The sequence below is a fragment of the Plantibacter sp. lyk4-40-MEA-4 genome, from assembly GCF_030209415.1.
Taxonomy (GTDB): domain Bacteria; phylum Actinomycetota; class Actinomycetes; order Actinomycetales; family Microbacteriaceae; genus Plantibacter; species Plantibacter flavus_A.
This window is the reverse complement of record NZ_JARVSA010000005.1, coordinates 529834-554984: the sequence shown is the minus strand read 5'-3', so window position 1 is coordinate 554984 and position 25151 is coordinate 529834. Positions and strand designations below refer to the sequence as shown.

Below are 25151 nucleotides of genomic sequence, written 5' to 3'. Positions count from 1 at the left end.
ATGAGCAGCCCGGCCGAACTGCTGGCCGGACTCGACCCCGACCAGGCTGTCGCGGCGGAGGCGCTCCGGGGCCCCGTGTGCATGCTCGCCGGCGCCGGCACCGGCAAGACCCGTGCGATCACCCATCGCATCGCCTACGGCGTCGCGACCGGGACGTACACGGCGTCGCGCGTCATGGCGCTCACCTTCACCAGTCGCGCGGCTGCGGAACTGCGTGGCCGGCTCCGGGCCCTCGGCGCCGAGGGGGTCTCGGCCCGGACCTTCCACGCCTCCGCGCTCTCGCAGCTGAACTTCTTCTGGCCCCAGGTCGTCGGCGGACAGGTTCCCGCGCTCGTCGAGAGCAAGGGCAGGGTCCTCGGGCACGCGGCGGAGCGACTCCGGTTGCGGGTCGACACGGCGACCCTGCGCGACGTGGCGGGTGAGATCGAATGGCGCAAGGTGTCCGGCCTGACCCTCGAGCAGTACGCGGCGTCGAACCGGCCGCTGCCGGCCAAGCTGTCCCTCGAGCAGGTCGTCTCGCTCCAGGAGACCTACGAGCAGTTGAAGGACGAGCGTCGGCGCATCGACTTCGAGGACGTCCTGCTCGCCTGCGCCGGCATGATCGAGACCGAGCCCGCCGTCGCCATGCAGGTGCACGAGCAGTACCGGTTCTTCGTCGTGGACGAGTACCAGGACGTCTCGCCGCTGCAGCACCGTCTCCTCGAACTCTGGTTGGGCGGTCGACGGGACGTGTGCGTCGTCGGCGACGCGAGCCAGACCATCTACTCCTTCGCCGGTGCGCGGTCCGACTACCTGCTCGACTTCCCGACCCGGTACCACGACGCCACGGTCGTCCGGCTCGAGCGCAACTACCGCTCCGCCCCGCCCGTCGTGGCCGCGGCGAACACGCTCATGCGGGGTCGTCCGGGGGCACTGCACCTCTCAGCGGCCACCGCACGCGACGACGAGGGCACCCAGACCGCACGGCCCGAGACGCCGGCGGTCGGCCTGCGGCAGTATCCGAACGAGCTGTCCGAGGCGAGAGGCGTGGCCTCGGAGATCCTCGTGCAGCTGCAGGCGGGCGTCCCGGCCTCGGAGATCGCCGTGCTCTACCGGATCAACGTCCAGGCGGCGGCGTTGGAGACGGCCCTCGGCGAAGCCGGCATCCCCTACGTCATGCACGGCTCCAAGCGCTTCTTCGAGCTGCCCGAGGTGCGGCAGGCCCTGCTCCAGCTCCGCGCGGCCTCCGTCTCGATCAGCGGCGAGCCCCTGTTCAAGTCCGTGAGCGACGTGCTCCGGTCGCTCGGCTGGAGCCAGGACCCGCCCGACGGCGGCGGTGCGGTGCGCGACCGCTGGGAGTCGCTCAACGCGATCATGGGGCTCGTCGACCAGGCGCCGGAAGGCACCTCGTTCCGCGCCTTCACGGATGAGCTGCAACTGCGGCAGGCCGCTCAGCACGAACCGACGGTCGAGGCGGTCACGCTGGCGACGTTGCACTCGGCGAAGGGCCTCGAGTGGGAGGCGGTGCACCTCATCGGGCTCTCCGAGGGATACCTGCCGATCTCCTACGCGAAGCAGTTCGAGCAGGCGGACGAGGAACGGAGGCTTCTCTACGTCGGTATCACGCGCGCCAAGCGGCTGCTCAACCTGTCCTGGTCCGAGATGCAGCAACGCGGTGGTCGACGTGAGCCGTCGCGGTTCCTGGCAGAGCTCGGCATGCGCACCTCGAGTGCTCCCGGACGACGCGGCGCCTGACCCCACCGGTCGCGGCGTCGACCACCAGCTGGGTGCTCGCGAGGATGGGCTGGGACGCGTCGAGATGGCGGATCACCAGGCGGGTCACGCGGGTCGCGACCTCCGCGCCGAGGAGCTGGGTGTCGAGCGGCGAACGGCGGCCGAGGAGCTGGGATGCGACGGCCGGCCAGGTCGGATCGTCGTCGGTGCGGTGCAGCTCCACGCAGTGCAGGCACGGCCCTGAACCCGGTGTCACGAACGGCCCGATCCTGACGACTCGATCACTGAAGACGACCGGCAGGTGCGGGACGTCGTCGCGCAGCCAACGCGTGTACCGACTCGGCGGGATGACGAAGTCGGCGAAGAGGACGGCGACGGCGACGTGGTCGGGCTGCGGCCCGGGTTCCGTCGACACGGACTCCGGCGGCAGGAGTCCGACCGCCTCATGCTCGGAGAGGAGGCGTCGGACGAGCTCGGCCGCCGGGCTCGCGCCGTCCACGACGACCCGATGCATCATGGCGGTTCCGGAGGTGGCGCCGTGGTGCTCGATCACCGGGTCGAGTGTCGAGAGGACGCGATCGAACTCCTGGGCCGGGATGTCGAACGCGTCCGGCAGTCGTCGCTCGACCAGGTCAGGGAAGCCGGCACGCAGTGCCGCGACGACCTGCTCGGTCTCGGTCCGGACGCTCTCGAGCACGACCGCTTCATCGACGCCCACCTGCAGGCTGTGCGGGGTCCGCCAGAGCAGTGGTCTCCTGGGATCGATGCGCGTCGTCATCCATCGATGATGGCGGGTCGACGACCGGTCGCGTCGGTACTGTCCACAGCCCGCCCGGTAGGACGAGTTGTGGAGCGTCGCCGTGGGTCAGACCGGGGGGCCGCCGGCACCGTTCGGGCCGGAGGGCTCCGAACCGGGCTCGTCGTCGTGCTGGTCGCCGCGTTCCTCGCCACGGAGGAGGTCTTCGAGCGCGAGATCCATCTCGTCCTGCTCCGGACGCTCACCCCTGGCCTCGGCTTCGAGGCGCGCGATGAGGGCCTCCGGGGCGTCGATGTCGGCTGCGGTGGGCACGAGGTCGGGGTGCGACCACAGGGCGTCGCGCTGCGCGGTGCCCACGGCGTCGGTGACCTGCTGCCACATCTGCGCAGCCTCACGCAGCCGGCGGGGGCGCAGTTCGAGTCCCACGAGTGCACCCAGGGCCTGTTCGGCCGGCCCACCGGCGGCGCGGCGTCGGCGGACGGTCTCCGCGATGGCCGCGGAGCGGGGGAGACGCTCGGTGGCTGCCGCGGTGACCACGTCGACCCAGCCCTCGATGAGGGCGAGCGTCGTCTCGAGTCGAGCGAGGCTCGCGTCCTGCGCTTCGGTTCGGGCGGGGATGAGCGCTCCGCTCGTCATGGCCTCGCGGAGTTCCTCGGGGTTCGACGGGTCGAAGCTCTCGGCGAGCTCCTCGAGTCGCTCGGTGTCGATCCGGATGCCGCGCGCGAAGTCGGTGATCGAGGAGATGAGGTGCAGGCGGAGCCAGCGGGCGTGGCGGAAGAGTCGTGCGTGCGCGAGTTCACGGACCGCGAGGTAGATCTGGACCTGATCCGCCGGGATGTCGAGACCCTCGCCGAAGTCGGCGACGTTCTGGGGCACCAGGGCTGCCTCGTTGTCGTCGAGCAGTGGGATGCCGATGTCGCCGCCGGAGACGACCTCCTTGGAGAGCTGACCGACGACCTGTCCGAGCTGCATCGCGAAGAGCGTGCCGCCGATGCCGCGGACGAGCTGTCCGGCGTTCGCGATCATGCTCGACAGCTCCTCGGGCGCGCGTTCCGTGAGCACGCCGGTCAGGGCGTTCGCGATGTTCGTGGCCACCGGCTCGGCGAGCTGCGTCCAGAACGGCATGGTTTTCGTGGCCCAGCGGGTCCTCGTGTACAGGGCCGGTTCGCTCGACAGCTCGGCCACGTCGGTGACGTCGGCGAGCCACAGGGAGGCGATGTGGAAAGCCTGCTCGAACGCCGCACGCTGCTCGGGCGTCGTGTCCTGGGCGCCGTCCCCGGCGATGGTCTTCGCCTGCTGGAGCGAGGTGTCCCAGTTGATGCCGTCGCCACCGGAGCGGAGTGCGCCCCGGAGCTGCGACATGAGCGCAGCGAGACTGGCCGGATCGCTGGGGAGGCCGGCCGCGCCGGCGAGCTGGCTCGGGTCGAACGAACCGTTGCCGGAGAGGAGCTCGCGGAGCATGTCGCGGAACTCGTCCTCCGGACTCTTGTCGGAATCCTCTGGCACGTCAGCCGCCTCTCAGATAGCTCGGTGCTGGGCCTTCTACGCTAGTCGCACCTCGCTGAAGAATCGCCGGGGTATGGTTGGTCGGGTTTCCGCCCACCGCGAACACTCCGGAAGGCTTGCATGTCGCTCTTCGCCGATGAGGCTCCCACCGCTTCGGCGCCGACCGGTCAGGGTCGCAATCGTCACGCCCGGTTCGGTTGGATCGTGCTCAGCCTCTCGCTCGTCCTCCTCGGAGTGCTGTCGGCGGTACCCGCGCCGTACGTCATCGAACAGCCGGGTCCCGTGTTCAACGTGCTGGGTACGACCGAGGGCGACGACGGCGACGTCCCGCTCATCGAGGTCCACGACGAGCAGACCTACGACACCGGCGGCACGCTCGACATGTTGACGGTCCAGCTGGTCGGGAATCCGCAACGGAGCCCGGGCTGGCTCGACATCGTCTCGGCCTGGTTCGACCCGAGCCGCGCCGTCGTGCCGATGGACCTCTACTTCCCGCCCGGCGTCACGACCGAGCAGCGCGACGAGCAGAACGCGACCCTCATGGTCGACTCGCAGCAGGACTCGGTCGCGGCGGCGTTGCGTGAGCTCGGGTACGAGGTCCCCGAGCACATCGTGGTGGCACAGATCGCGGAGGGTGCCCCCGCGCAGGGTGTGCTGCAGCTCGACGACGAGATCGTCGCGGTCGACGGTACGCCGGTGACCGGCCTGGCGGCCCTGCGGGACGCGATCAACGCCAACGGCACGGACAAGCCGGTCACGCTCGACATCGTGCGCGGGGGAGCGGCGAGCACCGTCGAGATCACGCCGACGACCGCGACCGCGTCCGACGGGACGACCTCGACCGTGATCGGCATCGGTACCAAGACCACCTACGACCTCCCCGTCGACATCACCATCCAGCTCGACAACGTCGGCGGCCCGAGCGCAGGGATGATGTTCGCGCTCGGCATGATCGACCTGCTCACCCCGGGTGAGCTCAACGGCGGGAAGGACGTCGCCGGGACCGGGACGATCGACGCCGACGGCAACGTCGGCGCGATCGGCGGCATCCGGCAGAAGCTGTTCGGTGCGAAGGACGCCGGTGCCGAGTGGTTCCTCGCGCCGGAGAGCAACTGCGACGAGGTCGTCGGACACGTCCCCGACGGGTTGACGGTCTTCGCCGTGAAGACCCTCGACGATTCGCTCGCAGCGCTCGAGGCCATCGCCGACGGAGCCGACACGAGCAAGCTGCCCACCTGCTCGGCCGGTTGAACGCTTCGGGCGCTCTCCCAGCCCGGCCGCTTTAGGATGGGTGGGACGACCCCTATCTGAAGAGGCCACACGTGACATCCGCAGCAGCAGAGAAGCCCCTGTCCACTCAGCGCCGACGCGCCCCGATCGCGATCACGGTGGCGATCATCGCCGCGCTCCTGATCGGGTTCTTCGTGTTCTCGGGGTTCTACGCCGACCTGCTGTGGTTCCAACAGCTCGGCTTCACCGAGGTCCTGACCACGCAGTGGATCGCGGCAATCGCCATGTTCCTCGTCGGGTTCGTGGGTATGGCCCTGCCCGTGTGGCTCGCGATCGAGATCGCCTACCGGACACGCCCGGTGTACGCGAAGCTCAGCTCCCAGGTCGACCGCTACCAGCAGGTCGTCGAGCCGCTGCGCCGACTCGCGACCTACGGTATCCCCGCGCTGTTCGGCCTCTTCGGCGGTGTCGCCGCCGCTTCGCGCTGGCAGCTGGTCCTGCTCTGGATGAACGGCACGCCCGCAGGCACCAAGGACCCGCAGTTCAACCTCGACGTCTCGTTCTACCTCTTCGACCTGCCGTTCTTCCAGGCCGTGGTCGCCTTCTCCTCGGCGGTCGTCCTGATCGCCCTGATCGCCACCGCCGTCGTCACCTACCTCTACGGAGGCATCCGGGTGGTCAGCCGCGAGGTCTGGATCTCGATGGCGGCCCGCGTACAGATCTCGGTGCTCGCCGCGCTCTACCTCATCCTGCAGGCCGTCAGCCTCTGGCTCGATCAGTACACGACCCTGAACGACACCGGCACGCTCATCACCGGAGCCTCGTACACCGATGTCGCCGCGACCATCCCCGGTCGGGTGATCCTCGCCGGGATCGCGCTCATGGTCGCGGTCCTGTTCGTCGTCACCGCGTTCACCGGCCGCTGGCGTCTGCCGCTCGTCGGCACAGCGCTGCTGATCGTCGCGTCGCTCATCGTCGGCAGCCTATACCCGTGGATCGTCCAGCGCTTCCAGGTGGAGCCGAACGCGAAGAGTCTCGAGACGCCGTACATCAAGCGGAACATCGACATGACGCGCGACGCCTACGGGATCGCCGGCGTGGAGGAGGAGGAGTACGCGGCGACCACCGACGCGACTCCCGGCGCGCTCCGTCAGGACGCCGAGACCACGGCGAACATCCGGATCATCGACCCGTCGCTCGTGAGCGCATCCGTGGCACAGCTGGAGCAGTTCAAGCAGTTCTACTCCTTCGACAAGCAGCTCGACGTCGACCGCTACAACATCGACGGCAAGACGCAGGACGCCGTCGTCGCGGTCCGCGAACTCAACGTCGCCGGTCTCGACAACTCGCAGTCGTGGATCAACAACACGGTGGTGTACACCCACGGGTACGGGCTGGTCGCCGCCTACGGCAACCAGCGCTCGGCCTCCGGCGAGCCGGTCTTCCTCGAGTCCGGCATCCCCACCACCGGCTCGCTCGGCGATTTCGAGCCGCGCGTGTACTTCGGCGAGCAGTCGCCCGACTACTCCATCGTCGGTGCCCCCAAGGGCTCTGACCCGGTGGAACTCGACTATCCGTCGGGCACCCAGGGCGAGTCGCAGACCTACACCACCTTCGACGGCGACGGCGGGCCCAAGCTCGACAACGTCTTCAAGAAGCTCGTCTACGCCCTGAAGTTCCAGTCCGAGCAGATCTTCCTGTCGGACTCCGTGAACAGCAAGTCGCAGATCCTCTACGACCGCGACCCGCTCACCCGGGTCCAGAAGGTCGCCCCCTACCTGACGCTCGACTCCGACCCCTACCCGTCGGTGGTGGACGGTCAGATCGTCTGGATCGTCGACGGATACACGACGAGCGCCAGCTACCCGTACTCGAAGACCGTGAGCCTGTCGGACACCATCTCCGACTCGGTCACGCCGGCGCAGAACTACGCGCTCGACGACGTCAACTACATCCGGAACTCGGTGAAGGCGACCGTCAACGCGTACGACGGCAAGGTCACGCTCTACAGCTGGGACGACCAGGACCCGATCCTCAAGACCTGGCAGAAGGTGTTCCCGTCGACGGTCAAGCCGATGTCGGATATGTCCGGCGACTTGATGAGCCACGTGCGGTACCCGGCCGATCTCTTCAAGGTCCAGCGCTCGGTGCTCGGTCAGTACCACGTCACCAACGCCGGTTCGTTTTACTCGAGTGAGGACGCCTGGGTCACCCCCAACGATCCGCAGTCGACCGATACGAACAAGACCTATCAGCCGCCTTACTACCTGACGATGCAGTTGCCTGGCCAGGAGTCTCCCTCCTTCTCGCTGTACTCGACGTTCATCCCTCGTCAGGGCGGTGAACAGTCGCGGAACGTGCTCACCGGCTACCTCGCGGTCGACGCGAACGCCGGCGCCGAGGACGGGAAGCGGAGTTCCGACTACGGCAAGATCAGACTGCTGACCCTCCCGAAAGACGACACCGTGCCGGGCCCTGGTCAGGTGCAGAACACCTTCGACTCCGACCCGAGCGTGTCGAGCCAGATCAACATCCTGAAGCAGGGTCAGACCGAGGTGCTGAACGGCAACCTGCTGACGGTGCCCGTCGGAGGTGGGCTGCTGTACGTCCAACCGGTGTACGTGAAGTCCACGGGCGACACGAGCTTCCCGCTGTTGCAGAAGGTGCTCGTGGCCTTCGGCGACAAGATCGCGTTCGAGGACACCCTCGACGAAGCGCTCGACGTCCTGTTCGGTGGAGACTCGGGTGCCGACGCCGGTGACACGAACGTGCCGGGAGACAGCACCACACCCCCGACGGACGGCACGGACACCGGAGGCGGCACCGACGGTGGAACGACCCCGAGCACGGGCGACCCGACGGTCGACGCTCAGATCAAGACGCTCCTCGACCAGGCGAAGGCTGCGATGGTCGAGAAGGACGCCGCGATGGCGAGCGGCGACTGGGCTGCTTACGGGGTGGCGGACAAGAAGGTGTCGGACGCTCTCGCGCAGGCTCTCGCGCTGCTGAACGGCTGATTCCGAGCCCACGATCTGAACGGCGTCGCCCTGACGGGCGACGCCGTTCGGCGTTCGAGGGGGAGGGATTCTGCCGGCGACGGGGTCCTTGGCGGTACGCGATTTGCACGGCCCCAGAATGCATGCTAGGTTTATCTCTTGTGCCGCAGGGTGGAGCAGTTCGGTAGCTCGCTGGGCTCATAACCCAGAGGTCGTAGGTTCAAATCCTGCCCCTGCAACAGAAAAGATGAAATCCCGGTCTCCTCGAGACCGGGATTTCGTCGTTTACGGAGAAGTATGGTCTGGAACGACCCGGTCCCTGAGCTTGTCGAAGGGCGGTCGGGTCGGGGCGCTTCGACAGGCTCAGTGACCGGGTGTGGGTGGTCCGGGCTCGAGGGTCAGTCGAGCGCTGCAACCGGGAGGCCGAACGCTGCTGCCACGCCGGCGTTGGTGACCGCACCCGCGTGGACGTTGACGCCCGCGCGGAGCGCTGCGTCGGCGGCCACCGCTTCTCCCGTGCCCTGGTCGGCGATGGCGAGTGCGTACCGGAGGGTGGCGTTGGTCAGCGCGCGTGTCGAGGTCTCCGGGACGGCGCCGGGCATGTTGGCCACGCAGTAGTACAGGCTGTCGTGGACCCGGAACGTCGGGTCGTCGTGCGTCGTCGGCCGGGAGCCCTCGAAGCAGCCGCCCTGGTCGATCGCGATGTCGACGAGTACCGAGCCGGGTTTCATGTCCGCCACCATGGCGTCGGTGACGAGCTTCGGGGCCTGAGCCCCGGGGATGAGGACCGAGCCGATGACGAGGTCGGCGTCGCGGAGCTGCTCCGCGATCTCGTACGCCGATGACGGTCTGGTCTGGATCTGCCCGCTGAAACGGTTCTCCAGCTCGCGCAGGCGAGGGATGGAGATGTCGATGATCGTGACGTCCGCCTGCATGCCGAGCGCGTTGGCCGCGGCGTGCTCGCCCGCGACCCCGCCGCCGATGACGACGACCTTCGCCTTGGGGGTTCCGGGCACGCCGCCCAGGAGCATTCCGCGTCCGCCGGTGGCTCGCATGAGGTGGTACGCGCCGACCTGCGTCGACAGTCGTCCCGCGACCTCGCTCATCGGCTGCAGGAGCGGCAGGGAGCGATTGGGGAGTTGGACGGTCTCATAGGCGATCGCGGTGGTCCCAGAGGCGAGCAGGGCGTCGGTGAGGGGTCGGTCCGCTGCGAGGTGCAGGTAGGTAAAGAGCGTCTGGTCTGCCCGCAGGAAGCCGTACTCGGCGGCGACGGGCTCCTTCACCTTGAGCAGGAGGTCGCCCGCCGCCCATACGGAGGCCGCATCGGCGGCTATGGTCGCGCCGGCGGCGCGATACGCTTCGTCGGGATTGCCGGACCCGAGGCCGGCGCCCGCCTGGACGACGACCTCATGGCCGTGTCGGACGAGTTCGTGGACGCCGCCGGGCGTCGCCGCCACCCGGTTCTCGTTGTTCTTGATCTCCGTGGGGATGCCGATTCGCATGGCTGGTTCCTCTCGCAGGCTGGGCCAAGGCTCGGCTCTCCCGCTCGTCGGTGGACGGTGTGCGACTATTCTGAGGTTGCTGCGTTTCAGGCTCATGAACACCGCAGCTTTCACGGAATCTTCCCTGAAAATCGCCGATGATTCGGAAAAGATCGAGAGCAGGCGCAGCATGACGAACAATCTGCACAGCAGTGCGGACCTCGACGACGTCGATCACGCACTCCTGCGGCTCCTCCAGGAGAACGCGCGCATGACGAACGCCCGCATGGCGGAGCTCGTCGGCATCGCGCCCTCGACGTGCGTCGCCCGGGTGCGGTCGCTCGTCGATCGCGGCGTGATCACGGGGTTCTCGGCGCGTATCGATCCGGTCGCGGTCGGGCTCGGTCTCGAGGCGCTCATCAGCGTCAACATCAGGGCAGGAGCTCGAGCCCGTATCGCCGAGTTCAGCGCCGGCATCCGACAGCTCCCGGAAGTCGTGCAGGTGTTCTTCCTCGGCGGCTCCGAGGACTTCGTCATCCATCTCGCGGCGCGGGACAGCGCCCACATCCGCGACTTCGTCGTCGAGCACCTGTCGGCGGATCCGACGGTCGCCTCGACGCGCACGAGTCTGGTGTTCGATCACTCGTTCATCGGCGTCGCGGTGGGGGAGTGACCGTGATCCGCGGCTGTACCGGCCGGGTGAAGGTCACGAACGCATAACGAAGGACTCGAACGGAAAACCCTGACCATGTTCGGTTTTGCCATGGAGGCCGTGCGCGATGTCCGCCTTTTGGCGGATCGCCGATTAGCCAGCAGCTGTGAGTTTCGTTAGCGTTGTCGACGGCCCGCAAGGGCTGACCTACGTAACCGCGTCCCGCCCCCTGTCGCCCCGTGACGGCGTGCTGGACGTACGGTCGAACGCCACGCGGTAGCCGTTGTCGCCCCACGTGATCCGAGCCCGCGCGCTGTCCATCAGTGCGCCGATGGGGCGGATCGAGAGCCGTTCGACCCGGCCTGACGATCGACAGGAAGAGCGCACCGCGGTTCCGCGTGCGCTTCCAGGAGAACACATGACCGAAACGATTGCCGTCTCCGCGACGGGACTGTACAAGGTCTTCGGCAGGAAGCCGAAGGAAGCCGTGAAACGCCTGCAGGCCGGTGCCGCGCGTGACGAACTCGCCTCCGGCGGGACCACCGCGGCCGTCATCGACGCCTCGTTCGAGGTGAAGCAGGGCGAGATCTTCGTCGTGATGGGCCTCTCCGGCTCGGGCAAGTCGACGCTGATCCGGATGCTCAACGGCCTGCTCGAGCCGACGGCGGGCACCGTGACCATCGCCGGGAAGCCGATCTCGGGGGTGTCCTCGAAGCAGCTGCGTGCGGTCCGACAGGACAACATCTCGATGGTCTTCCAGCACTTCGCCCTGCTGCCGCACCGCACAGTGCTCGAGAACGCCGCCTACGGACTCGAGGTGAAGGGTGTGCCGGCCGCTGAACGACGCGAGCGGGCCCAGGCCGTCGTCGAGCGTGTCGGGCTCGCAGGCTGGGAGGACAAGCTCCCGGGCCAGCTCTCAGGCGGGATGCAGCAGCGCGTCGGCCTCGCCCGCGCACTCGCCTCGGACACCGACATCCTCCTCATGGACGAGGCGTTCTCCGCGCTCGATCCCCTCATCCGCCGCGAGATGCAGGAGCAGCTCGTCGAGCTGCAGGCCGAGCTCGGCAAGACCATCGTGTTCATCACCCACGACCTCAACGAGGCGATGTTCCTCGGCGACCGGATCGCCGTCATGCGTGACGGCCGGATCGTCCAGGTCGGCACCCCGAACGACATCCTGACCGACCCGGCGAACGACTACGTCGCCCAGTTCGTCCAGGACGTCGACCGCGCCCGCGTCCTGACCGCCGGTGGCGTGATGGAACCCGCGCGCTCCGTCGTCTCCGCGTCCGCCGGACCCCGGGCTGCCCTGCGCATCATGCGCGACCTGCAGACCTCGACCGCCTTCGTGGTCGGTCCGGGCCGGCAGCTCCTCGGCGTCGTCCGCGACAAGGACGTGCTGCGTCTCGTCCGGGCGGGCGACCACCAGCTCGGGAGCGTCATCACCGCCGACCTCGCCACGGTCTCGCCGGAGGCGGCGCTCGTCGACCTCTTCGAGTCCGCCGTCGAGAGTGCCCTGCCCGTCGCCGTCGTGGACGAGCGGACGCGCCTGCTCGGCGTCGTCCCGCGGGTGACCCTGCTCGCCGCCGTCGGCAACGTCCCGACCAACACGGACGAGATCAGCCTCGTCGGGCCGCCGGCGACGGTGCCCGTCGAGCTCATCACGGCGACCCTGCGGTCGACCGCGGAGGACCCGCAGCACCCCGACGACGTGACCTCGTCGATCGAGACCAGCGCCGCCGAACCGGCAGCGAGCCTGCCGGAAGGGAGTGTCCGATGAACGGCATCCGTCTCCAGTCGTCCGGGTTCCTGGACGCCATCACCCGCCCAGAGATCGGTGCGTGGGTCGAAGCCTTCGTCGACTTCATCACCGACGTCTTCCAGCCCGTCTTCGACGTCATCCGGAGCGTCTTCCAGGGGCTGTACGACGGCGTCGACCTCGTGCTCAGCGGTCCGCCGTTCTGGGTGATCATCATCGTCGCCGCCCTGCTGGCCCTCGTCGCACGGGGCCCGGTGTTCGCCGTCGGCTCCGCGGTCGGGCTGTTGATCATCGTCGGCGTCGAGCAGTGGGACAACGCGATGGACTCGCTCTCGCTCGTGCTCGTGGCCGGTCTCATCGCCATCGTGATCGGGATCCCGCTCGGCATCCTGGCGGCCCGCTCGAAGGTCGCATCGTCGATCATCCGCCCGTTGCTCGACTTCATGCAGACGACTCCTGCGTTCGTGTACCTCATCCCCGCGCTCATCCTGTTCCGCATCGGCGTCGTCCCGGGCATCGTCGCGACGATCGTCTTCGCGCTGGCCCCGGCAGTCCGTCTCACGGAACTCGGGATCCGCAACGTCGACCGCGAGGTCGTCGAGGCCGGCAACGCGTTCGGTGCTTCCTCCTGGCGGATCCTGCGCCAGATCCAGCTGCCGCTCGCGATGCCGAACATCATGGCCGGAGTCAACCAGGTCATCATGCTCTCGCTCTCGATGGTCGTCATCGCCGGCATGGTCGGCGCCGGCGGCCTGGGAGGCGACGTCGTCAAGAGCCTCTCCCGGATCGACATCCAGCTCGGCTCCGAAGCGGGCCTGTCGGTCGTCATCCTGGCGATCTTCCTGGACCGTCTCACCGCCTCCCTCGGCGGCGGTCGCAAGCAGCGCGGCAAGCGTACGAAGGCTGCCCCGGCTTCGCCCGCCGGGATCCGCCCGGCACCGGCCGCAAGCACCACGACGACCGACAGCACCGCCTCAGGCGAGGAACAGCGCACCCCCGCCGAGTCGCCGACCGCCGTGCGGTGACCCACCGGCACACAGCTTTCCATCCGACGACACCGATCCCCGCGTCACGCGGGACGAAAGGAATCATCGAACATGCAGTACCGCACCAAGATCGCAACCACCATCGCAGCGGGGGCGGCGGCGACGCTCGCCATTTCCGGCTGCTCCGCCGGCGCCGCTGATGAGACGCTCGAGAACGGCGACAAGCAGGCGGTGACCATCGCCGTGTTCAGCGGCTGGGACGAGGGCATCGCGGCCTCCGAGCTGTGGAAGGCCGTGCTCGAGGAGCAGGGCTACGACGTCACCCTCGAGGAGGCGGAGCCTGCCCCGGTGTTCTCCGGCCTCAGCACCGGTGACTACGACCTGACGCTCGACGTCTGGCTGCCGACGACCCACGCGAGCTACATCGAGAAGTTCGGTGACGACGTCGTCGACCTCGGCGCCTGGAACACCGACGCCAAGCTCACGATCGCCGTCAACGAGGACGCCCCCGTCGACTCGCTCGAGGACCTCGCGGCCAACGCGGACCTCTTCGACAGCCGCCTCGTCGGCATCGACCCCGGTGCCGGACTCACGGAGGCGACCCAGGACAAGGTCATCCCCGAGTACGGCCTCGACGACTGGGAGTTCCTGACTTCGGGCACCCCGGCGATGCTGTCGGAGCTGAAGGCCGCGACCGACGCCGGTGAGAACATCGCCGTCACGCTGTGGCGTCCGCACTGGGCCTATGACGCGTTCCCGATCAAGGACCTCGAGGACCCGAAGGGCGCGCTCGGGGACGCCGAAGGCATCCACAGCTTCGGCAAGGCCGACTTCGCGGACGAGTACCCGACGCTCGCCGGGTGGCTGAAGGACTTCGACTTCGACTCGGAGCGACTGTTCTCGCTCGAGAACGCGATGTTCAACGAGGGTGACTCGAAGGACTACGCGCCGGTCGTCAAGCAGTGGATCAGCGACAACCAGGAGTACGTGGACTCGCTCACCAAGTAGCGGATCGAAGAGACGACGGGCACCGGAGCGATCCGGTGCCCGTCGTCTCGTGCATCTGAGCGTCAGCTGCGGAGTCGGGCGAGGCCGTCGACGGCCCGCTCCAGCACCTCGACGCGTTTGCAGAACGCGAACCGGACCAGTGACGCGTAGTCCGGGTCGTGCCGGTCGAGGCAGAACGCCGACAGCGGCACCGCCACGACGCCGGCGAGCGCGGGCAGCGCCCGGCAGAACGCCGCAGCATCGTCGAAGCCCAACGGAGCCGCATCGGCCACGATGAAGTAGGTGCCGTCCGGCCGGAAGGTGTCGAAACCGGCGGCTGAGAGGCCCGCGCTCAGGAGGTCCCGCTTGCCGCGCAGGCCGTCGGCGATGGCCGTGAACGAGGCGTCGGGCAGTCGGAGTCCGGTCGCCATCGCCGGCTGGAACGGTGCGCCGTTGACGTAACTGAGGTACTGCTTGACCGTCGAGACGGCCGAGACGAGTTCGCGGGGTCCGCTCAACCAGCCGATCTTCCACCCGGTCGTGCTGAAGGTCTTGCCACCGGATGAGATCGTGAGTGTGCGTTCGACGGCACCCGGCAAGGTCGCGATCGGAACGTGTTGGACGTCGAAGGTCAGGTGCTCGTAGACCTCGTCGGTCACGATGATCGCATCGTGGCGCTCCGCCAACTCGGCGACCAGGTCGAGCGTCGCGCGGTCGAGGACGGTGCCGGTCGGGTTGTGCGGCGTGTTGACCAGGATGACCCTGGTCCGGTCGGTGACGGCGGCGCGGAGCTCGTCCGGGTCCGGCTGGAAGTCGGGTGCGCGCAGCTTGACCGTCCGATGCCGCCCACCGGCGAGGGCGATGAGTCCGCCGTACGCGTCGTAGAACGGCTCGAAGGTCACGACCTCGTCGCCGTGCTCGACGAGGGCGAGCAGGGTCGCGGCGAGCGCCTCGGTCGCTCCGGCGGTGACGAGCACCTCTCCCTGCGGGTCTGGCTGGAGACCGTAGAACCGTCGCTGGTGCTCGCTGATCGCGGTGCGGAGGTCGAGGGTGCCCGGGCCGGGCGGGTATTGGTTCTCGCCGCGCTCGATGGCCGCGACCGCCTCGGCCAGGACGGCCTCGGGTCCGTCCTCGTCGGGGAACCCCTGGCCGAGGTTGACGGCTCCGGTCTGCAGCGCGAGCGCGCTCATCTCCGCGAAGATCGTCGACGAGACGTGTCCGTCCTCGTCGACGAGGCCGGCGCCTTCGGCGGTGCGCCGCCAGGGTCCGTCAACCACCATGTCGATATCCTTCCGTGGCCGCGGGCGCGGGCCGCTCCCAATCTAGGACACCGTGCGCAGGTCCTTACGGCGAAGCCCTAGCCGGCGCACAGCGGGCGCGAATGAAACACTCAGCTCAGCACGGGAAGCTGACTGCGCTTGGAAGGAGCAGAATTGCCATGACCGACACCGCAGACGGACAGCAGCCCGCCGAACACCCCCAGTCCACCCCGAACGGTGAGACCGCGCCGCAGTCCGCACCCGCTGAGCAGGCGGGCGGCACCGTGCCTCCCGCGGGCGAGGCACGGCCGTCGACCTCAGGAGCGTACTTCCCGCCCCCGACCGCGATGCCACCGGTCGCACCGCCCGCCGGTCAGCCGACGCAGCAGCCGTACGGCGCGGCCCAGCAGGGCTCGCCGTACCAGCAGGCGCCGCAGCACCCGTCCGCAGCCTTCTCCCGTCAGCAGCAGCCGAACCCGTACGCCGCCTACCAGCAGCCCACCGGTCAGCAGCCAGCGGCCCAGCCGCAGCCTGGTCAGCAGCACGGTCCCTACGGTGCGTCCCCGTACGCCCAGCAGCCGACCGGGCAGCACCCTGGCGTCCCGACGCCACCGGCAGCGCGGACGAAGAAGACCAACCGCCCGCTCGCGGGGATGGTCGCGATGCTCGCCGTCGGCGCCCTCATCGGAGGAGCGTCCGGTGCCGGGGCGACGCTCTGGGTCACGAACGCGACGAAGTCGAGTGTCTCGAGCAACGAGGCTGGCTCGAAGGCGTTCACCATCAACGACGACGCCGACGTCAGCCTGACCACGGCCATCGCCGCGACGGCCGGGCCGAGCGTCGTGACCCTCTCGGTCCAGGGCGGGCAGAGCGCCGGCACCGGCTCGGGGATCATCCTCAGCAAGGACGGTTACGTCCTGACGAACACGCACGTGGTCACCCTGGACGGCCAGGTCGCCGACCCGACCATCCGGGTCACCGATGCGAACGGCAAGCTGTACAACGCCAAGATCGTCGGCACGGACCCGATCTACGACCTCGCCGTCATCAAGCTCGACGACGCCTCGGGTCTCAGCCCGATGGAGTTCGCGAACTCCGACAAGCTCAACGTCGGCGAGACGGCCGTCGCGATCGGTGCGCCGCTCGGACTGGCGGGAACCGTCACCGACGGCATCGTCAGCGCCCTCAACCGGAGCATCACCGTCGCCTCCTCCGCCGTTCCGGACTCCGGATCGAGCGACGACGGCGGGTCCGGCGACTCGAACGGCGACAACCAGAGCCCCTGGAACTTCGACGTGCCGGGGCAGACCACCCCGACCGCGCCGACCTCCTCGATCTCCATCGCGGTCATCCAGACCGACGCGGCGATCAACCCCGGCAACTCGGGTGGCGCGCTCGTCGACGGCACCGGCAAGCTCATCGGGGTCAACGTCGCGATCGCGAGCGCCGGAAGCACCGACTCGTCGTCGCAGAGCGGCAGCATCGGTGTCGGCTTCGCCATCCCGGCGAACATCGCCAAGCGCGTCTCGGACGAGATCATCAAGACGGGTAAGGCGACCCACGGCCTGCTCGGCGCGACCGTGAAGGACGCCTCGAGCGACGCCAAGAGCACGGTCGCGGGCGCGCTCATCGACAAGGTCACCGACAACGGCGCCGCGCAGGCCGCGGGTCTGAAGTCCGGGGACATCGTCACCGAGTTCAACGGCGTCCCGGTCACCGGTGCGAACGACCTGACCGCTCAGGTGCGGGCGCTCGCGGCGGGGGCGACGGCGAAGCTCACCTTCACCCGCGGCAACGACTCGCAGACCGCCGAGGTCACGCTCGGCGAGCTCGCGCTCTGACACCCCGGGGCGTCACGCCCCGGAGGACGCCCGCACGGCCTCCGTGCGGGCGTCCTCCGCGTCCGGGCCACCCCGACGACCGGCTGCTAGGCTCGATCGAACGAAACACGGAGTGAACCCCCATGTCGAACGACACAGGCCAGGCCGACGCACCGTCGTCGCCCGGAGTCTCCTACGTGATGCCGGTGTTGAACGACGTCCGACACGTCAGAGCAGCTGTCGACAGCCTCCTGGCGCAGGACTACGCCGGCGACGTGGAGATCACGATCGCCGTCGGGCCGAGCATCGACGGCACGACCGAGCTCGTCCGAGAGCTCCAGGCGGCCGACCCCCGCATCCACGTGCTGGAGAACCGCGTCGGGTCGACCCCGGCCGGGCTCAACCTGGCGATCGCCGCGTCGACGCATCCGATTGTCATCCGGGTCGACGCCCACTCGGAGCTGCCCGACGACTACGCGCGTCTCGCGGTCGAGACCATGCTCCGCACGGGGGCGCAGAACGTGGGCGGCATCATGGACGCCCAGGGACGCACGAGCTTCGAGACGGCGGTGGCGCGGGCGTACGGCTCGCGTGTCGGACTCGGTGGCACACCCCACCACGTCGGCGGTCGAGAGGGGCCGGCCGACACGGTCTACCTCGGCGTCTTCGACCGCGAGATGCTCATGCGGGTGGGCATGTTCGACGAGCGCATCAAACGCGGACAGGACTGGGAGCTCAACCGCCGGATCAAGCAGGCCGGTGGCCTCGTCTGGTTCACGCCCGCGTTGCGCGTCGTCTACCGCCCGCGTGCGAGCATGCGCGCCCTGGCGCGACAGTTCTTCTCCACCGGACTCTGGCGCGGCGAACTCAGTCGGAGTTTCCCCACCCGCGGCACGCTCCGTTACTTCGCGCCACCGGTCCTGGTGCTCGGCGTCGTGCTCGGCACGCTGCTCGGGCTCGGAGGCCTGGTCCAGCTGGGAGCGGGAGCGACGCCGTGGCTGCTCATCGGGTTCGCGGCCCCCATCGCCTATGCGGCCATCGTGCTGCTCGCGAGCATCGTGGTCACCGGGCGGGACGGGATGCGCACGAGCCTTTGGATGCTCGCCGTCCTGCCGTGCATCCACTTCTGCTGGGGCACGGGGTTCGTGCTCGGTTACGGCTCGCTCGCGAAGGGCATCTCCGCGCTGCGCAATCCACCGAAGGCGGTCTAGATGTCGGATCCCAGCACGGCCGGAACCGGTCCGCGGCTCACGCCCCCGCGGACGATCGCCGAACTCCGAGCCGTGGCGCAACCGCCGGAGGTCCGCGCGCGGAAGAACGCCGAGCACTGGACCGCCGACCTCTACCTGCGAGACCTGTCGCCGTACATCACGTGGTTGCTGCTGCGCACGAGCATCAGCGCGAACGGCGTGACGGGTCTGATGATCCTGACCGGTTGGGCGACGGCCGCCGCGCTCCTCATCCCCGGATTCGGCGGTGCGGCCCTCGCACTCGTGCTCGGGCAGACGCAGATGCTCCTCGACTGCTGCGACGGCGAGGTCGCGCGTTGGCGGCGGACGTCGAGTCCGGCAGGTGCGTTCCTGGACTCCGTCGGCCACTACTCCACCGAGTCACTCATCGCGATCGCGCTCGGTGTCCGTGCCGCCGCGTGGCCGGTGGATGCGCCCGAGGACCTGGTCTGGATCACCCTCGGATTCGCGCTCGCGCTGTTCGTCGTGCTCAACAAGGCGCTGAACGACATGGTGCGGGTCGCCCGCGCCGGCTTCGGGGCGCCGAAACTCACCTACTCGACCGAGGAGTCGGCGCCGCGCGGGGGACTGCTCGCGACGGCGCGGAGAGTGGCGCGGTTCCTCCCGTTCCACCGGCTCTTCCACTCGGTCGAACTCACCATGGTGATCTTCGCCGCTTCCGTGGTCGGCCTGTTCGTCGGCGACGTCGAGGCGATGCGCTGGGTGCTCGCGATTCTCGTACCGCTCGCGCTCCTGACGCTCGTCGGGCATTTCGTCGCGATCGTCTCGTCGAAACGGCTCCACGCGTGATGTCCGGCCCGATCCCGGTCACGCGCTCCGTCGGCGTCGTGGTCCTGACGCAGGGGACCCGCCCGGTCGAGCTCACCGCAGCCGTGGAGAGCGTGCTCGCCCAGCAAGCGGTGGAGCTCGACGTGGTGGTGGTCGGTAACGGCTGGCAGCCGACCGGACTTCCGGACGGCGCTCGAGGCCTGGCCCTGTCGGAGAACCTCGGGATCCCCGCCGGACGCAACCGCGGTGCCGACGCCGTGCAGGGGGAGTTCGTCTTCTTCCTCGACGACGACGCGACCATCCCGTCCACCACGTTCCTCCGCGACGCCATCGCGATGCTCGACGCGGACCGGTCCATCGGCCTCATGCAGCCCCGGCTCGCCGACGCGGACGGAGCAGCGACGCCGTCCCGCTGGGTGCCGCGAACGCACGACAAGGACCCCAGGCATTCGAGCGCCGTGTTCTCCTGCCTCGAAGCGGCCGTCCTGCTGCCGCGGTCGGTGTTCGACGCCGTCGGTGGGTGGGCCGACCCGTTCTTCTACGCGCATGAGGGCATCGAGCTCGCCTGGCGGGTCTGGGACCAGGGGAGGCGAGCCTGGTACGAGGCCTCCCTCGAAGCGAACCACCCGGTGACCGAACCGACGAGGCACACCGCCTACTACCGGCTCAACGCGCGGAACCGGGTCTGGCTCGCACGGCGGAACCTCCCCGCACCGCTCATTCCGCTGTATGTGGGCTCCTGGACCGCGATCCAGGTGATCCGGTGGTGGCGGAAGCCGGAGGCCCTCCGCCCCTGGTTCGGCGGCTGGCGTGAGGGCTGGCGGACGGACCCCGGCGAACGTCGCCCACTGCGCTGGCGGACGGTCTGGCGGATGACGCGCGCAGGGCGACCTCCGGTCATCTGAGCGGCCGGCGCCCGTCGTGATCCGACCGTGACCTGGCGTCGTTACGCTTGACGGATGCTGGAGCTGACATGGGACTGATCAGAGACGGTCGTCGTGCCATCACGCTCGCCAAGGACCTGCTCGCCAACCGCCGCGCCAGAGCCGTCCTCGCGGCGCAGATGCAGGCGGCTCCCGTGATCGAGCCGGGGCGCTACAAGGTGGCCGTGTACTTCGCGGACGGTGCCGTCAACATGTACCAGATCCGCCAGTGGTACCGGCCGCTCGCCGAACTGTCGAAGCGGTGGCCCGTCCTCATCCTCAGCCGCGGTGCGACGGCGGCGGCGAAGCTGTTCGAGGAGTCGCCGATCCCGACGGCCTACGTCCGGACGGTCGTCGCCCTCGAGCGCACGCTCGCCGAACAGGACATCCGCGTCGTGCTGTACGTCAACCAGAACGCCAAGAACTTCCAGATGTTCCGCTACGGCTCCCGCTGGCACGTCTTCGTCAACCACGGCGAGAGCGACAAGATGTACATGACGACCAACCAGTTCAAGGCCTACGACTACAGCCTCATCGCCGGCCAAGCGGCGAGGAACCGGCTGGAGCGGGTGCTCTGGGACTACGACTTCGACAAGCGCGCGATCATGATCGGCCGCCCCCAGGCCGACCACTATTCGGGCGAACTGCCCTACACGCCCGATGAGCGAACCGTGGTCCTGTACGCGCCCACCTGGGAGGGCGACCGCGCGGCCGCGGCGTACGGCTCGATCGCGAGCCACGGCGTCGCCCTCGTCCGAGCACTCATCGCGACCGGGCGGCACCGCGTCGTGTACCGTCCGCACCCGCGGAGCGGTGTCGTCGATCCGGCCTACGCGAGCGCGAACCGCGAGATCATGGCCGCGCTTCAGGAAGCGAACCGTGCGGACGCCTCGGCCCAGCACGTCGTCGACACGGGTGCCGACCTCGGTTGGCAGCTGGCGGCGGCGGACGCGGCCATCGTCGACATCTCCGCGATGGTCTACGACCGCCTCGCGAGCGGGAAGCCGCTCATGATCACCCGTCCCGTGAACCCGGAGGCGGAGATCGACACCGGAGGGTACCTCTCGGCGTGCGAGTGGCTCGATGCGTCGGACGCCGCGGACATCGTCGACGGCGTCGACCGACTCCTCGGTGATCCCGAGACGGTCGCTCGGCTGCAGCACTGGGTCGAGTACTACTTCGGCGACACGACGCCCGGAGTGACGACGGCGAGGTTCCACAGCGCCATCGAGCATCTGATGTCGGAATGGGAACGGTTCGCCCTCGCGCACGCCGATGGCCGGCCGAAGCTCGACGAGCATGAGGACGACGAGGACGAAGACGAGGATGACGACGACAGAGGACGCGCCTGAGGCGCCCTGAGCCGTTGAGTCCGCGCCCAGGAGAACCGCGTAGGGTCGGGCAGGTGAATCCGTCCTCCGGGCGACTGGCCTCCCTCGACGGAGTCCGTGGTGTCGCCAGCGTCGTCGTGGTGCTCTACCACGTGTCGTTGCTCGCACGACCCTTCGCGACGGGCCGGATCTCGGAGCCCGCCTGGGACATCGCGACCGAGACGCCACTCAAGCTGCTCTTCGCCGGCACCGAGGCCGTGCAGGTGTTCTTCGTCCTCAGCGGTCTCGTCGTCGCGCTGCCGCTGTTGCGAGGCGGCGCGAGCTGGCCGGGGTTCTTCGCCGCCCGATTCGTGCGGCTCTACCTCCCCGTGTGGGGATCGCTGCTGTTCGCCGCCGCCCTCATCCTCCTCATTCCGAGGGACCCGGCGTCGGTGACCACCGGTGAGTGGATCGCGAACGCGAACGCGACGAGTGTCGACCCGCTGCACCTCCTGAGAGAGGCCACCCTGACGCCGGCGAGCTACACGCTGGTGAACACCCTGTGGTCGCTGCGCTGGGAGCTGATCTTCACGCTCCTCCTCCCGATCGCCGTCCTCCTCGCTCGGTTGCTGCGCCGCTGGGCGTGGCCGGTCGCCGCACTGATGTCCGTGATCATGGTGCTCGGACGGGTCGCGGGACTGGACGCCGCCGTGTACCTGCCGGCGTTCTTCATCGGTACGCTGATCGCCGTCAGGCTCGACGACCTCCGAGCCTGGGCTGCGGATCGGTCCCGCCCGCTGCAATGGGCGTTGCTCACGGGCGGGTCCGCGCTCCTGCTCGTCGCGAGCTGGCTCTCCCGACCGTTCGTCGAATCCTCATCGACGCTCGGTCAGGCGCTCTGGGGCCTGTCGGGTGTGGGCGCGGCCGGCCTCATCGTCGTCGCCATCGGAAGCCCCTTCGCCCGTCGGCTCCTCGAGGCGCCGCCGGTCCTCTGGCTCGGGAAGGTGTCCTTCAGTCTGTACCTCGTGCACGCCCCGATCCTGGCCACACTCGCCTTCTCGTTCGGAGATGAGCGTTGGTGGCTGGTCGGGATCGTCGGTGTCCCACTGAGCCTGCTGATCGCCGCCGGGTTCTTCCAGCTCGTCGAGCGTCCGTCCCACGGCCTCGCGCGCAGCGTCGGTCGGGGGGTACAGTCGGGGGTCGCTGCGGTGCGTTCCCGGATGCTCAGCCGACGCGAGGGACGAGTGCGTTCCGCTTCTTCCGGCGAGCGGCCGCGTGCAACTCCTGAGCCCACCGACGGGTGACGGCCTCGTCGTCGTACTGCTCTGCGGTCGCCCTGGCGTGCTGACGCATCGCATCCACCTCGCCCTCGGGGAGCGACAGGAGGCGTTCGATGGCGGCTGACACGACGGCCGGTTCCGCGGACGGCACGAGGAACCCGTTCCAACCGTCGCGGACGATGTCGGCCGGCCCGTACGGTACGTCGACGACGATGGGGAGACACCCGGCCGCCATCGCCTCGATGAGCACGAGTGGGAAGCCCTCGGAGGTCGAGGTCATGACGAGGAACGAACCCGAGCCGAGCTGCTGCCGGGCCGAGCGGTCGTAACCGTGCAGGACGACGCGGTGGTCCGGGTCCTCGGCGGCGAGGAGCGTCTGCAACTCGTCGAGCAGTTCCCCGCCGCCGTAGACGTCGAGTGTCGGGGGAGGCCCGTCCACCGGGGTGGTGGCGAGGACGGCGCGGATCGCGTTCGCCGGCCGTTTCCGGGCCGTGAGCGAACCGAGGAACATGCCGCGGCTGCGAGGCCGAGGTGCACTCGCGACGTCCGGTGCGACGAGTTCGCGCGAGTTCGGGATGACCCCGAGCGAGGCGTGCTCGCCGAGCATGGTCGTCACGTCCGCGAGCTGGCGGTCGCTGAGGAGGGCGACGAGGTCGAAGTCGTCGAGCGCCTCGAACACCGCTCGCCGTGACTCCCGCAGCCGACCGTGTGGTCGTTCCGTGCCCTGGAGGTGCGAGGCGTGCACGACATGCGCGGTGACGACGTTGCGTTTCCGGTAGCTCAGGACGAACGGGGCGATGGTCTTGCTGTCGACGATCATCCAGGCCGGAGCGCCCGCGGTGAGCGTGTCGAACCAGGCGCGGTACAGGGACCAGATGCGCCCCCAGGACCGGACGGGACGGCCCTGGTCGTCGCAGAGGACCACGGACCGGCCGCCCTTGACACCCCGCTCGCGCGTGTCGCGGCGGTCGGACAGGAGCAGGGTGCCGTCGGTCCGGTAGACGTCGACCTGCAGGATCTGACCGGACTCGTCGTGTCGCTCGCGGCCGAGGACCACGTCGCCGCGGCGTCGTTCCGCGCTGCCGTTCTCCAGGGGGAGCGGGGTGAACCCGTGGCGGGCCAGGTCGAGGGACCCACCCGGCAGGGGGTTGTCGCGCAGCCAGTCCCAGAGGTTGACGACCCGGAGGCCGTCGATCAGGTCTCCTCGCGTGCGCAGCCGTGCCTCCAACTCGGGGTAGTCCGCGCGGTGGTCGAAGGTGAGGACGTCGACGGGGGTGTCGGCCAATCGGATGAACGCGCGCGAGCGCTGGAGCATCGCCTCCGTCATGCCGCCGAAGTCGTCCGACAGACCCCAGGTCACCGCGAAGTGGCGGCCTTCCGGGAAGGGCTTCTGGGGACGGCGCAGGAATGGAAGTCTCACCCTCCGACGGTACGCGATGGACCTGGAGGGATGCCGCATCCGGACCGGCCCGGTCGGCGCTGAGCCCGAGCGCGCCGAGGGTGGTCAGGGACGCTGTTCGGGCCCGTCCGGGTCGACCGTCTCGCTGCCGGCCGCATCGCCGCCGGCCTCGATGGCCAGGTGCTTGCGGCGACGGAACACCTGGTCGCGGACCTTCCCGAGGCCGGACCGGCCGGAGACGGCCCGCATCCGTGGCTCGAGGTCGAGGGGGACGACGAACGGCGCCGGTCCGAACGCCTGGCGTGCGGCACGGACGACCTGTCGGCCGAGCATGTGATTGCCGATGCCGCCGACGGCAGCTCCGACGCCGAAGGGCAGTGCTTTGCCGATGACGCCGGCGCTGCCGCTCGCCGCGAAGTGCTTCATGAAGCGCACCCGCAACTGGTCGGCGACGGGGCCCACGATCATGGACGGCAGACCCTGGGTGATCGTCTGGCCCCAGAACGCCTGCCGGGGGATGCCCTTCCCGGCCGCCTGGGATCCGAAGTTCCGCAGGAGGTCGGTTCCGGCCTTGCCGAGCATCATGGTCATGACGAGCGCGCGGGATCGCATCGGATCGGCCAGGGCGATGCCGTGGACCTCGGTGACCGACTGGGCGAACAGGGCGGTCGCCTCGAGGAACCCCGCCGTCTCGACACCGGAGAGCGCAAGGGTCGTCGCCGTCCCGATCGCCGGGACGACGGCGGTCGCGCCCACAGCGGCTCCCGTCGTCGTCACCGTCGTGAGGTACCGGCGCTCCAGGACGCGGATGAGCTGGTCCGCCGTCGCGTTCGGGTACATCCGCCGGATCGACCGGATGTGTGCCACGACCACCGGTCGCTGGACCCAGAGCAGTCGGTCGAGCGCCCGCACCCATCCCGGCTCAGGCAGCATGGGCTGCTGTGCTGCGGCGGTGGGGAACTGGGCGGGACCCGGAACGGGTCCCGGCTGCGGTCCGGTCATGACGGCCTCCTCGTGGGCGGGGCGGCCAGTCTACGTCGACCCACTGCGGGTCGACTGACGCTTGCTGGCAGGC

19 protein-coding genes and 1 tRNA gene are annotated in these 25151 nt (G+C 69.2%); 14 read left to right on the top strand and 6 right to left on the bottom strand.

Annotation, left to right across the window (positions count from 1 at the left end; translation table 11 throughout):
- Window positions 1-1734, top strand: a complete 1734-nt coding sequence (locus QRN44_RS12550) for an ATP-dependent helicase (protein ID WP_121290032.1) — start codon at window positions 1-3, stop codon at window positions 1732-1734.
- Here the strand turns inward: QRN44_RS12550 and QRN44_RS12545 are convergent.
- Entirely contained in the window at window positions 1622-2491 is an 870-nt protein-coding gene (locus QRN44_RS12545) for a TOMM precursor leader peptide-binding protein (protein WP_285039275.1), read from the bottom strand. The two genes, QRN44_RS12550 and QRN44_RS12545, sit on opposite strands and share 113 nt — an antisense overlap.
- Before the next feature lie 87 nt (window positions 2492-2578).
- Entirely contained in the window at window positions 2579-3931 is a 1353-nt protein-coding gene (locus QRN44_RS12540) for a zinc-dependent metalloprotease (protein ID WP_285039362.1), read from the bottom strand.
- A 165-nt stretch (window positions 3932-4096) separates the two neighbouring features.
- Here QRN44_RS12540 and QRN44_RS12535 point away from each other — a divergent pair, with 165 nt between their 5' ends.
- The 3 genes from QRN44_RS12535 (at window position 4097) to QRN44_RS12525 (ending at window position 8441) form a co-directional block, all read left to right on the top strand.
- A complete protein-coding gene (locus QRN44_RS12535; protein ID WP_285039274.1) occupies window positions 4097-5227 on the top strand; it encodes a YlbL family protein in 1131 nt (376 codons plus the stop codon).
- A gap of 71 nt (window positions 5228-5298) precedes the next feature.
- Window positions 5299-8223: a UPF0182 family membrane protein gene (locus QRN44_RS12530; protein WP_231884394.1), complete on the top strand. Its 2925-nt coding sequence runs from the start codon at window positions 5299-5301 to the stop codon at window positions 8221-8223.
- Window positions 8224-8367: 144 nt separating this feature from the next.
- Window positions 8368-8441, top strand: a tRNA-Met gene (locus QRN44_RS12525).
- A gap of 159 nt (window positions 8442-8600) precedes the next feature.
- On the opposite strand, the gene ald is transcribed toward QRN44_RS12525, so the two are convergent.
- Complete coding sequence (ald, locus tag QRN44_RS12520) at window positions 8601-9704, bottom strand: alanine dehydrogenase (protein ID WP_285039273.1); 1104 nt, start codon at window positions 9702-9704, stop codon at window positions 8601-8603.
- Window positions 9705-9873: 169 nt separating this feature from the next.
- Between ald and QRN44_RS12515 the strand changes: the two genes are divergently transcribed.
- From QRN44_RS12515 to QRN44_RS12500, 4 genes are all read left to right on the top strand, one after another.
- On the top strand, window positions 9874-10356 hold the full coding sequence (locus tag QRN44_RS12515; RefSeq protein ID WP_064296186.1) for an Lrp/AsnC family transcriptional regulator: 483 nt from the start codon (window positions 9874-9876) through the stop codon (window positions 10354-10356).
- A 397-nt stretch (window positions 10357-10753) separates the two neighbouring features.
- Complete coding sequence (locus QRN44_RS12510) at window positions 10754-12115, top strand: quaternary amine ABC transporter ATP-binding protein (RefSeq protein WP_082916171.1); 1362 nt, start codon at window positions 10754-10756, stop codon at window positions 12113-12115.
- The gene (locus QRN44_RS12505) at window positions 12112-13119 is read left to right on the top strand and encodes an ABC transporter permease (protein WP_285039272.1); all 1008 of its coding nucleotides are present in this window, start codon (window positions 12112-12114) and stop codon (window positions 13117-13119) included. The genes QRN44_RS12510 and QRN44_RS12505 overlap by 4 nt, the downstream gene beginning before the upstream one ends.
- 72 nt (window positions 13120-13191) lie before the next feature.
- Window positions 13192-14088, top strand: coding sequence for a glycine betaine ABC transporter substrate-binding protein (locus QRN44_RS12500; RefSeq protein WP_064296188.1), 897 nt, complete (start codon window positions 13192-13194; stop codon window positions 14086-14088).
- A gap of 62 nt (window positions 14089-14150) precedes the next feature.
- Here QRN44_RS12500 and QRN44_RS12495 read toward each other — a convergent pair whose 3' ends face one another.
- On the bottom strand, window positions 14151-15347 hold the full coding sequence (locus tag QRN44_RS12495; protein ID WP_285039271.1) for an aminotransferase class I/II-fold pyridoxal phosphate-dependent enzyme: 1197 nt from the start codon (window positions 15345-15347) through the stop codon (window positions 14151-14153).
- A 158-nt stretch (window positions 15348-15505) separates the two neighbouring features.
- On the opposite strand from QRN44_RS12495, the gene QRN44_RS12490 reads away from it, so the two are divergent.
- The 6 genes from QRN44_RS12490 to QRN44_RS12465 all read left to right on the top strand — a co-directional run bounded on the left by QRN44_RS12490 (window position 15506) and on the right by QRN44_RS12465 (window position 22701).
- On the top strand, window positions 15506-17167 hold the full coding sequence (locus QRN44_RS12490; RefSeq protein WP_175116101.1) for a S1C family serine protease: 1662 nt from the start codon (window positions 15506-15508) through the stop codon (window positions 17165-17167).
- Between the two features lie 122 nt (window positions 17168-17289).
- A complete protein-coding gene (locus QRN44_RS12485) occupies window positions 17290-18357 on the top strand; it encodes a glycosyltransferase family 2 protein (RefSeq protein WP_121290048.1) in 1068 nt (355 codons plus the stop codon).
- Window positions 18358-19185 carry a CDP-alcohol phosphatidyltransferase family protein gene (locus tag QRN44_RS12480; protein WP_285039270.1) on the top strand — a complete coding sequence of 276 codons (828 nt, stop codon included), beginning with the start codon at window positions 18358-18360 and terminating at the stop codon, window positions 19183-19185.
- The gene (locus tag QRN44_RS12475; protein WP_285039269.1) at window positions 19185-20069 is read left to right on the top strand and encodes a glycosyltransferase family 2 protein; all 885 of its coding nucleotides are present in this window, start codon (window positions 19185-19187) and stop codon (window positions 20067-20069) included. The genes QRN44_RS12480 and QRN44_RS12475 overlap by 1 nt, the downstream gene beginning before the upstream one ends.
- A 68-nt stretch (window positions 20070-20137) precedes the next feature.
- Window positions 20138-21439 (top strand): CDP-glycerol glycerophosphotransferase family protein, encoded by a 1302-nt coding sequence (locus QRN44_RS12470; RefSeq protein WP_285039268.1) that lies wholly within the window; start codon window positions 20138-20140, stop codon window positions 21437-21439.
- Between the two features lie 53 nt (window positions 21440-21492).
- Entirely contained in the window at window positions 21493-22701 is a 1209-nt protein-coding gene (locus tag QRN44_RS12465) for an acyltransferase family protein (protein ID WP_285039267.1), read from the top strand.
- Here the strand turns inward: QRN44_RS12465 and QRN44_RS12460 are convergent.
- Both QRN44_RS12460 and QRN44_RS12455 read right to left on the bottom strand, forming a co-directional pair.
- On the bottom strand, window positions 22622-24097 hold the full coding sequence (locus QRN44_RS12460; protein ID WP_285039266.1) for a glycosyltransferase: 1476 nt from the start codon (window positions 24095-24097) through the stop codon (window positions 22622-22624). The two genes, QRN44_RS12465 and QRN44_RS12460, sit on opposite strands and share 80 nt — an antisense overlap.
- Window positions 24098-24181: 84 nt before the next feature.
- Complete coding sequence (locus QRN44_RS12455) at window positions 24182-25078, bottom strand: hypothetical protein (RefSeq protein WP_502928643.1); 897 nt, start codon at window positions 25076-25078, stop codon at window positions 24182-24184.
- Window positions 25079-25151: the final 73 nt, after the last annotated feature.

Bases quoted from the DNA above. Each gene is read 5' to 3' on its own strand.
- QRN44_RS12480 (WP_285039270.1), top strand. From the start codon at position 18,358: ATGTCGGATCCCAGCACGGCCGGAACCGGTCCGCGGCTCACGCCCCCG.
- QRN44_RS12540 (WP_285039362.1), bottom strand. From the start codon at position 3,931: ATGCTCCGCGAGCTCCTCTCCGGCAACGGTTCGTTCGACCCGAGCCAG.
- ald (WP_285039273.1), bottom strand. From the start codon at position 9,704: ATGCGAATCGGCATCCCCACGGAGATCAAGAACAACGAGAACCGGGTG.
- QRN44_RS12510 (WP_082916171.1), top strand. From the start codon at position 10,754: ATGACCGAAACGATTGCCGTCTCCGCGACGGGACTGTACAAGGTCTTC.
- QRN44_RS12455 (WP_502928643.1), bottom strand. From the start codon at position 25,078: ATGACCGGACCGCAGCCGGGACCCGTTCCGGGTCCCGCCCAGTTCCCC.
- QRN44_RS12495 (WP_285039271.1), bottom strand. From the start codon at position 15,347: ATGGTGGTTGACGGACCCTGGCGGCGCACCGCCGAAGGCGCCGGCCTC.
- QRN44_RS12550 (WP_121290032.1), top strand. From the start codon at position 1: ATGAGCAGCCCGGCCGAACTGCTGGCCGGACTCGACCCCGACCAGGCT.
- QRN44_RS12475 (WP_285039269.1), top strand. From the start codon at position 19,185: ATGTCCGGCCCGATCCCGGTCACGCGCTCCGTCGGCGTCGTGGTCCTG.
- QRN44_RS12470 (WP_285039268.1), top strand. From the start codon at position 20,138: ATGGGACTGATCAGAGACGGTCGTCGTGCCATCACGCTCGCCAAGGAC.
- QRN44_RS12500 (WP_064296188.1), top strand. From the start codon at position 13,192: ATGCAGTACCGCACCAAGATCGCAACCACCATCGCAGCGGGGGCGGCG.
- QRN44_RS12535 (WP_285039274.1), top strand. From the start codon at position 4,097: ATGTCGCTCTTCGCCGATGAGGCTCCCACCGCTTCGGCGCCGACCGGT.
- QRN44_RS12505 (WP_285039272.1), top strand. From the start codon at position 12,112: ATGAACGGCATCCGTCTCCAGTCGTCCGGGTTCCTGGACGCCATCACC.
- QRN44_RS12485 (WP_121290048.1), top strand. From the start codon at position 17,290: ATGTCGAACGACACAGGCCAGGCCGACGCACCGTCGTCGCCCGGAGTC.
- QRN44_RS12515 (WP_064296186.1), top strand. From the start codon at position 9,874: ATGACGAACAATCTGCACAGCAGTGCGGACCTCGACGACGTCGATCAC.
- QRN44_RS12545 (WP_285039275.1), bottom strand. From the start codon at position 2,491: ATGACGACGCGCATCGATCCCAGGAGACCACTGCTCTGGCGGACCCCG.
- QRN44_RS12490 (WP_175116101.1), top strand. From the start codon at position 15,506: ATGACCGACACCGCAGACGGACAGCAGCCCGCCGAACACCCCCAGTCC.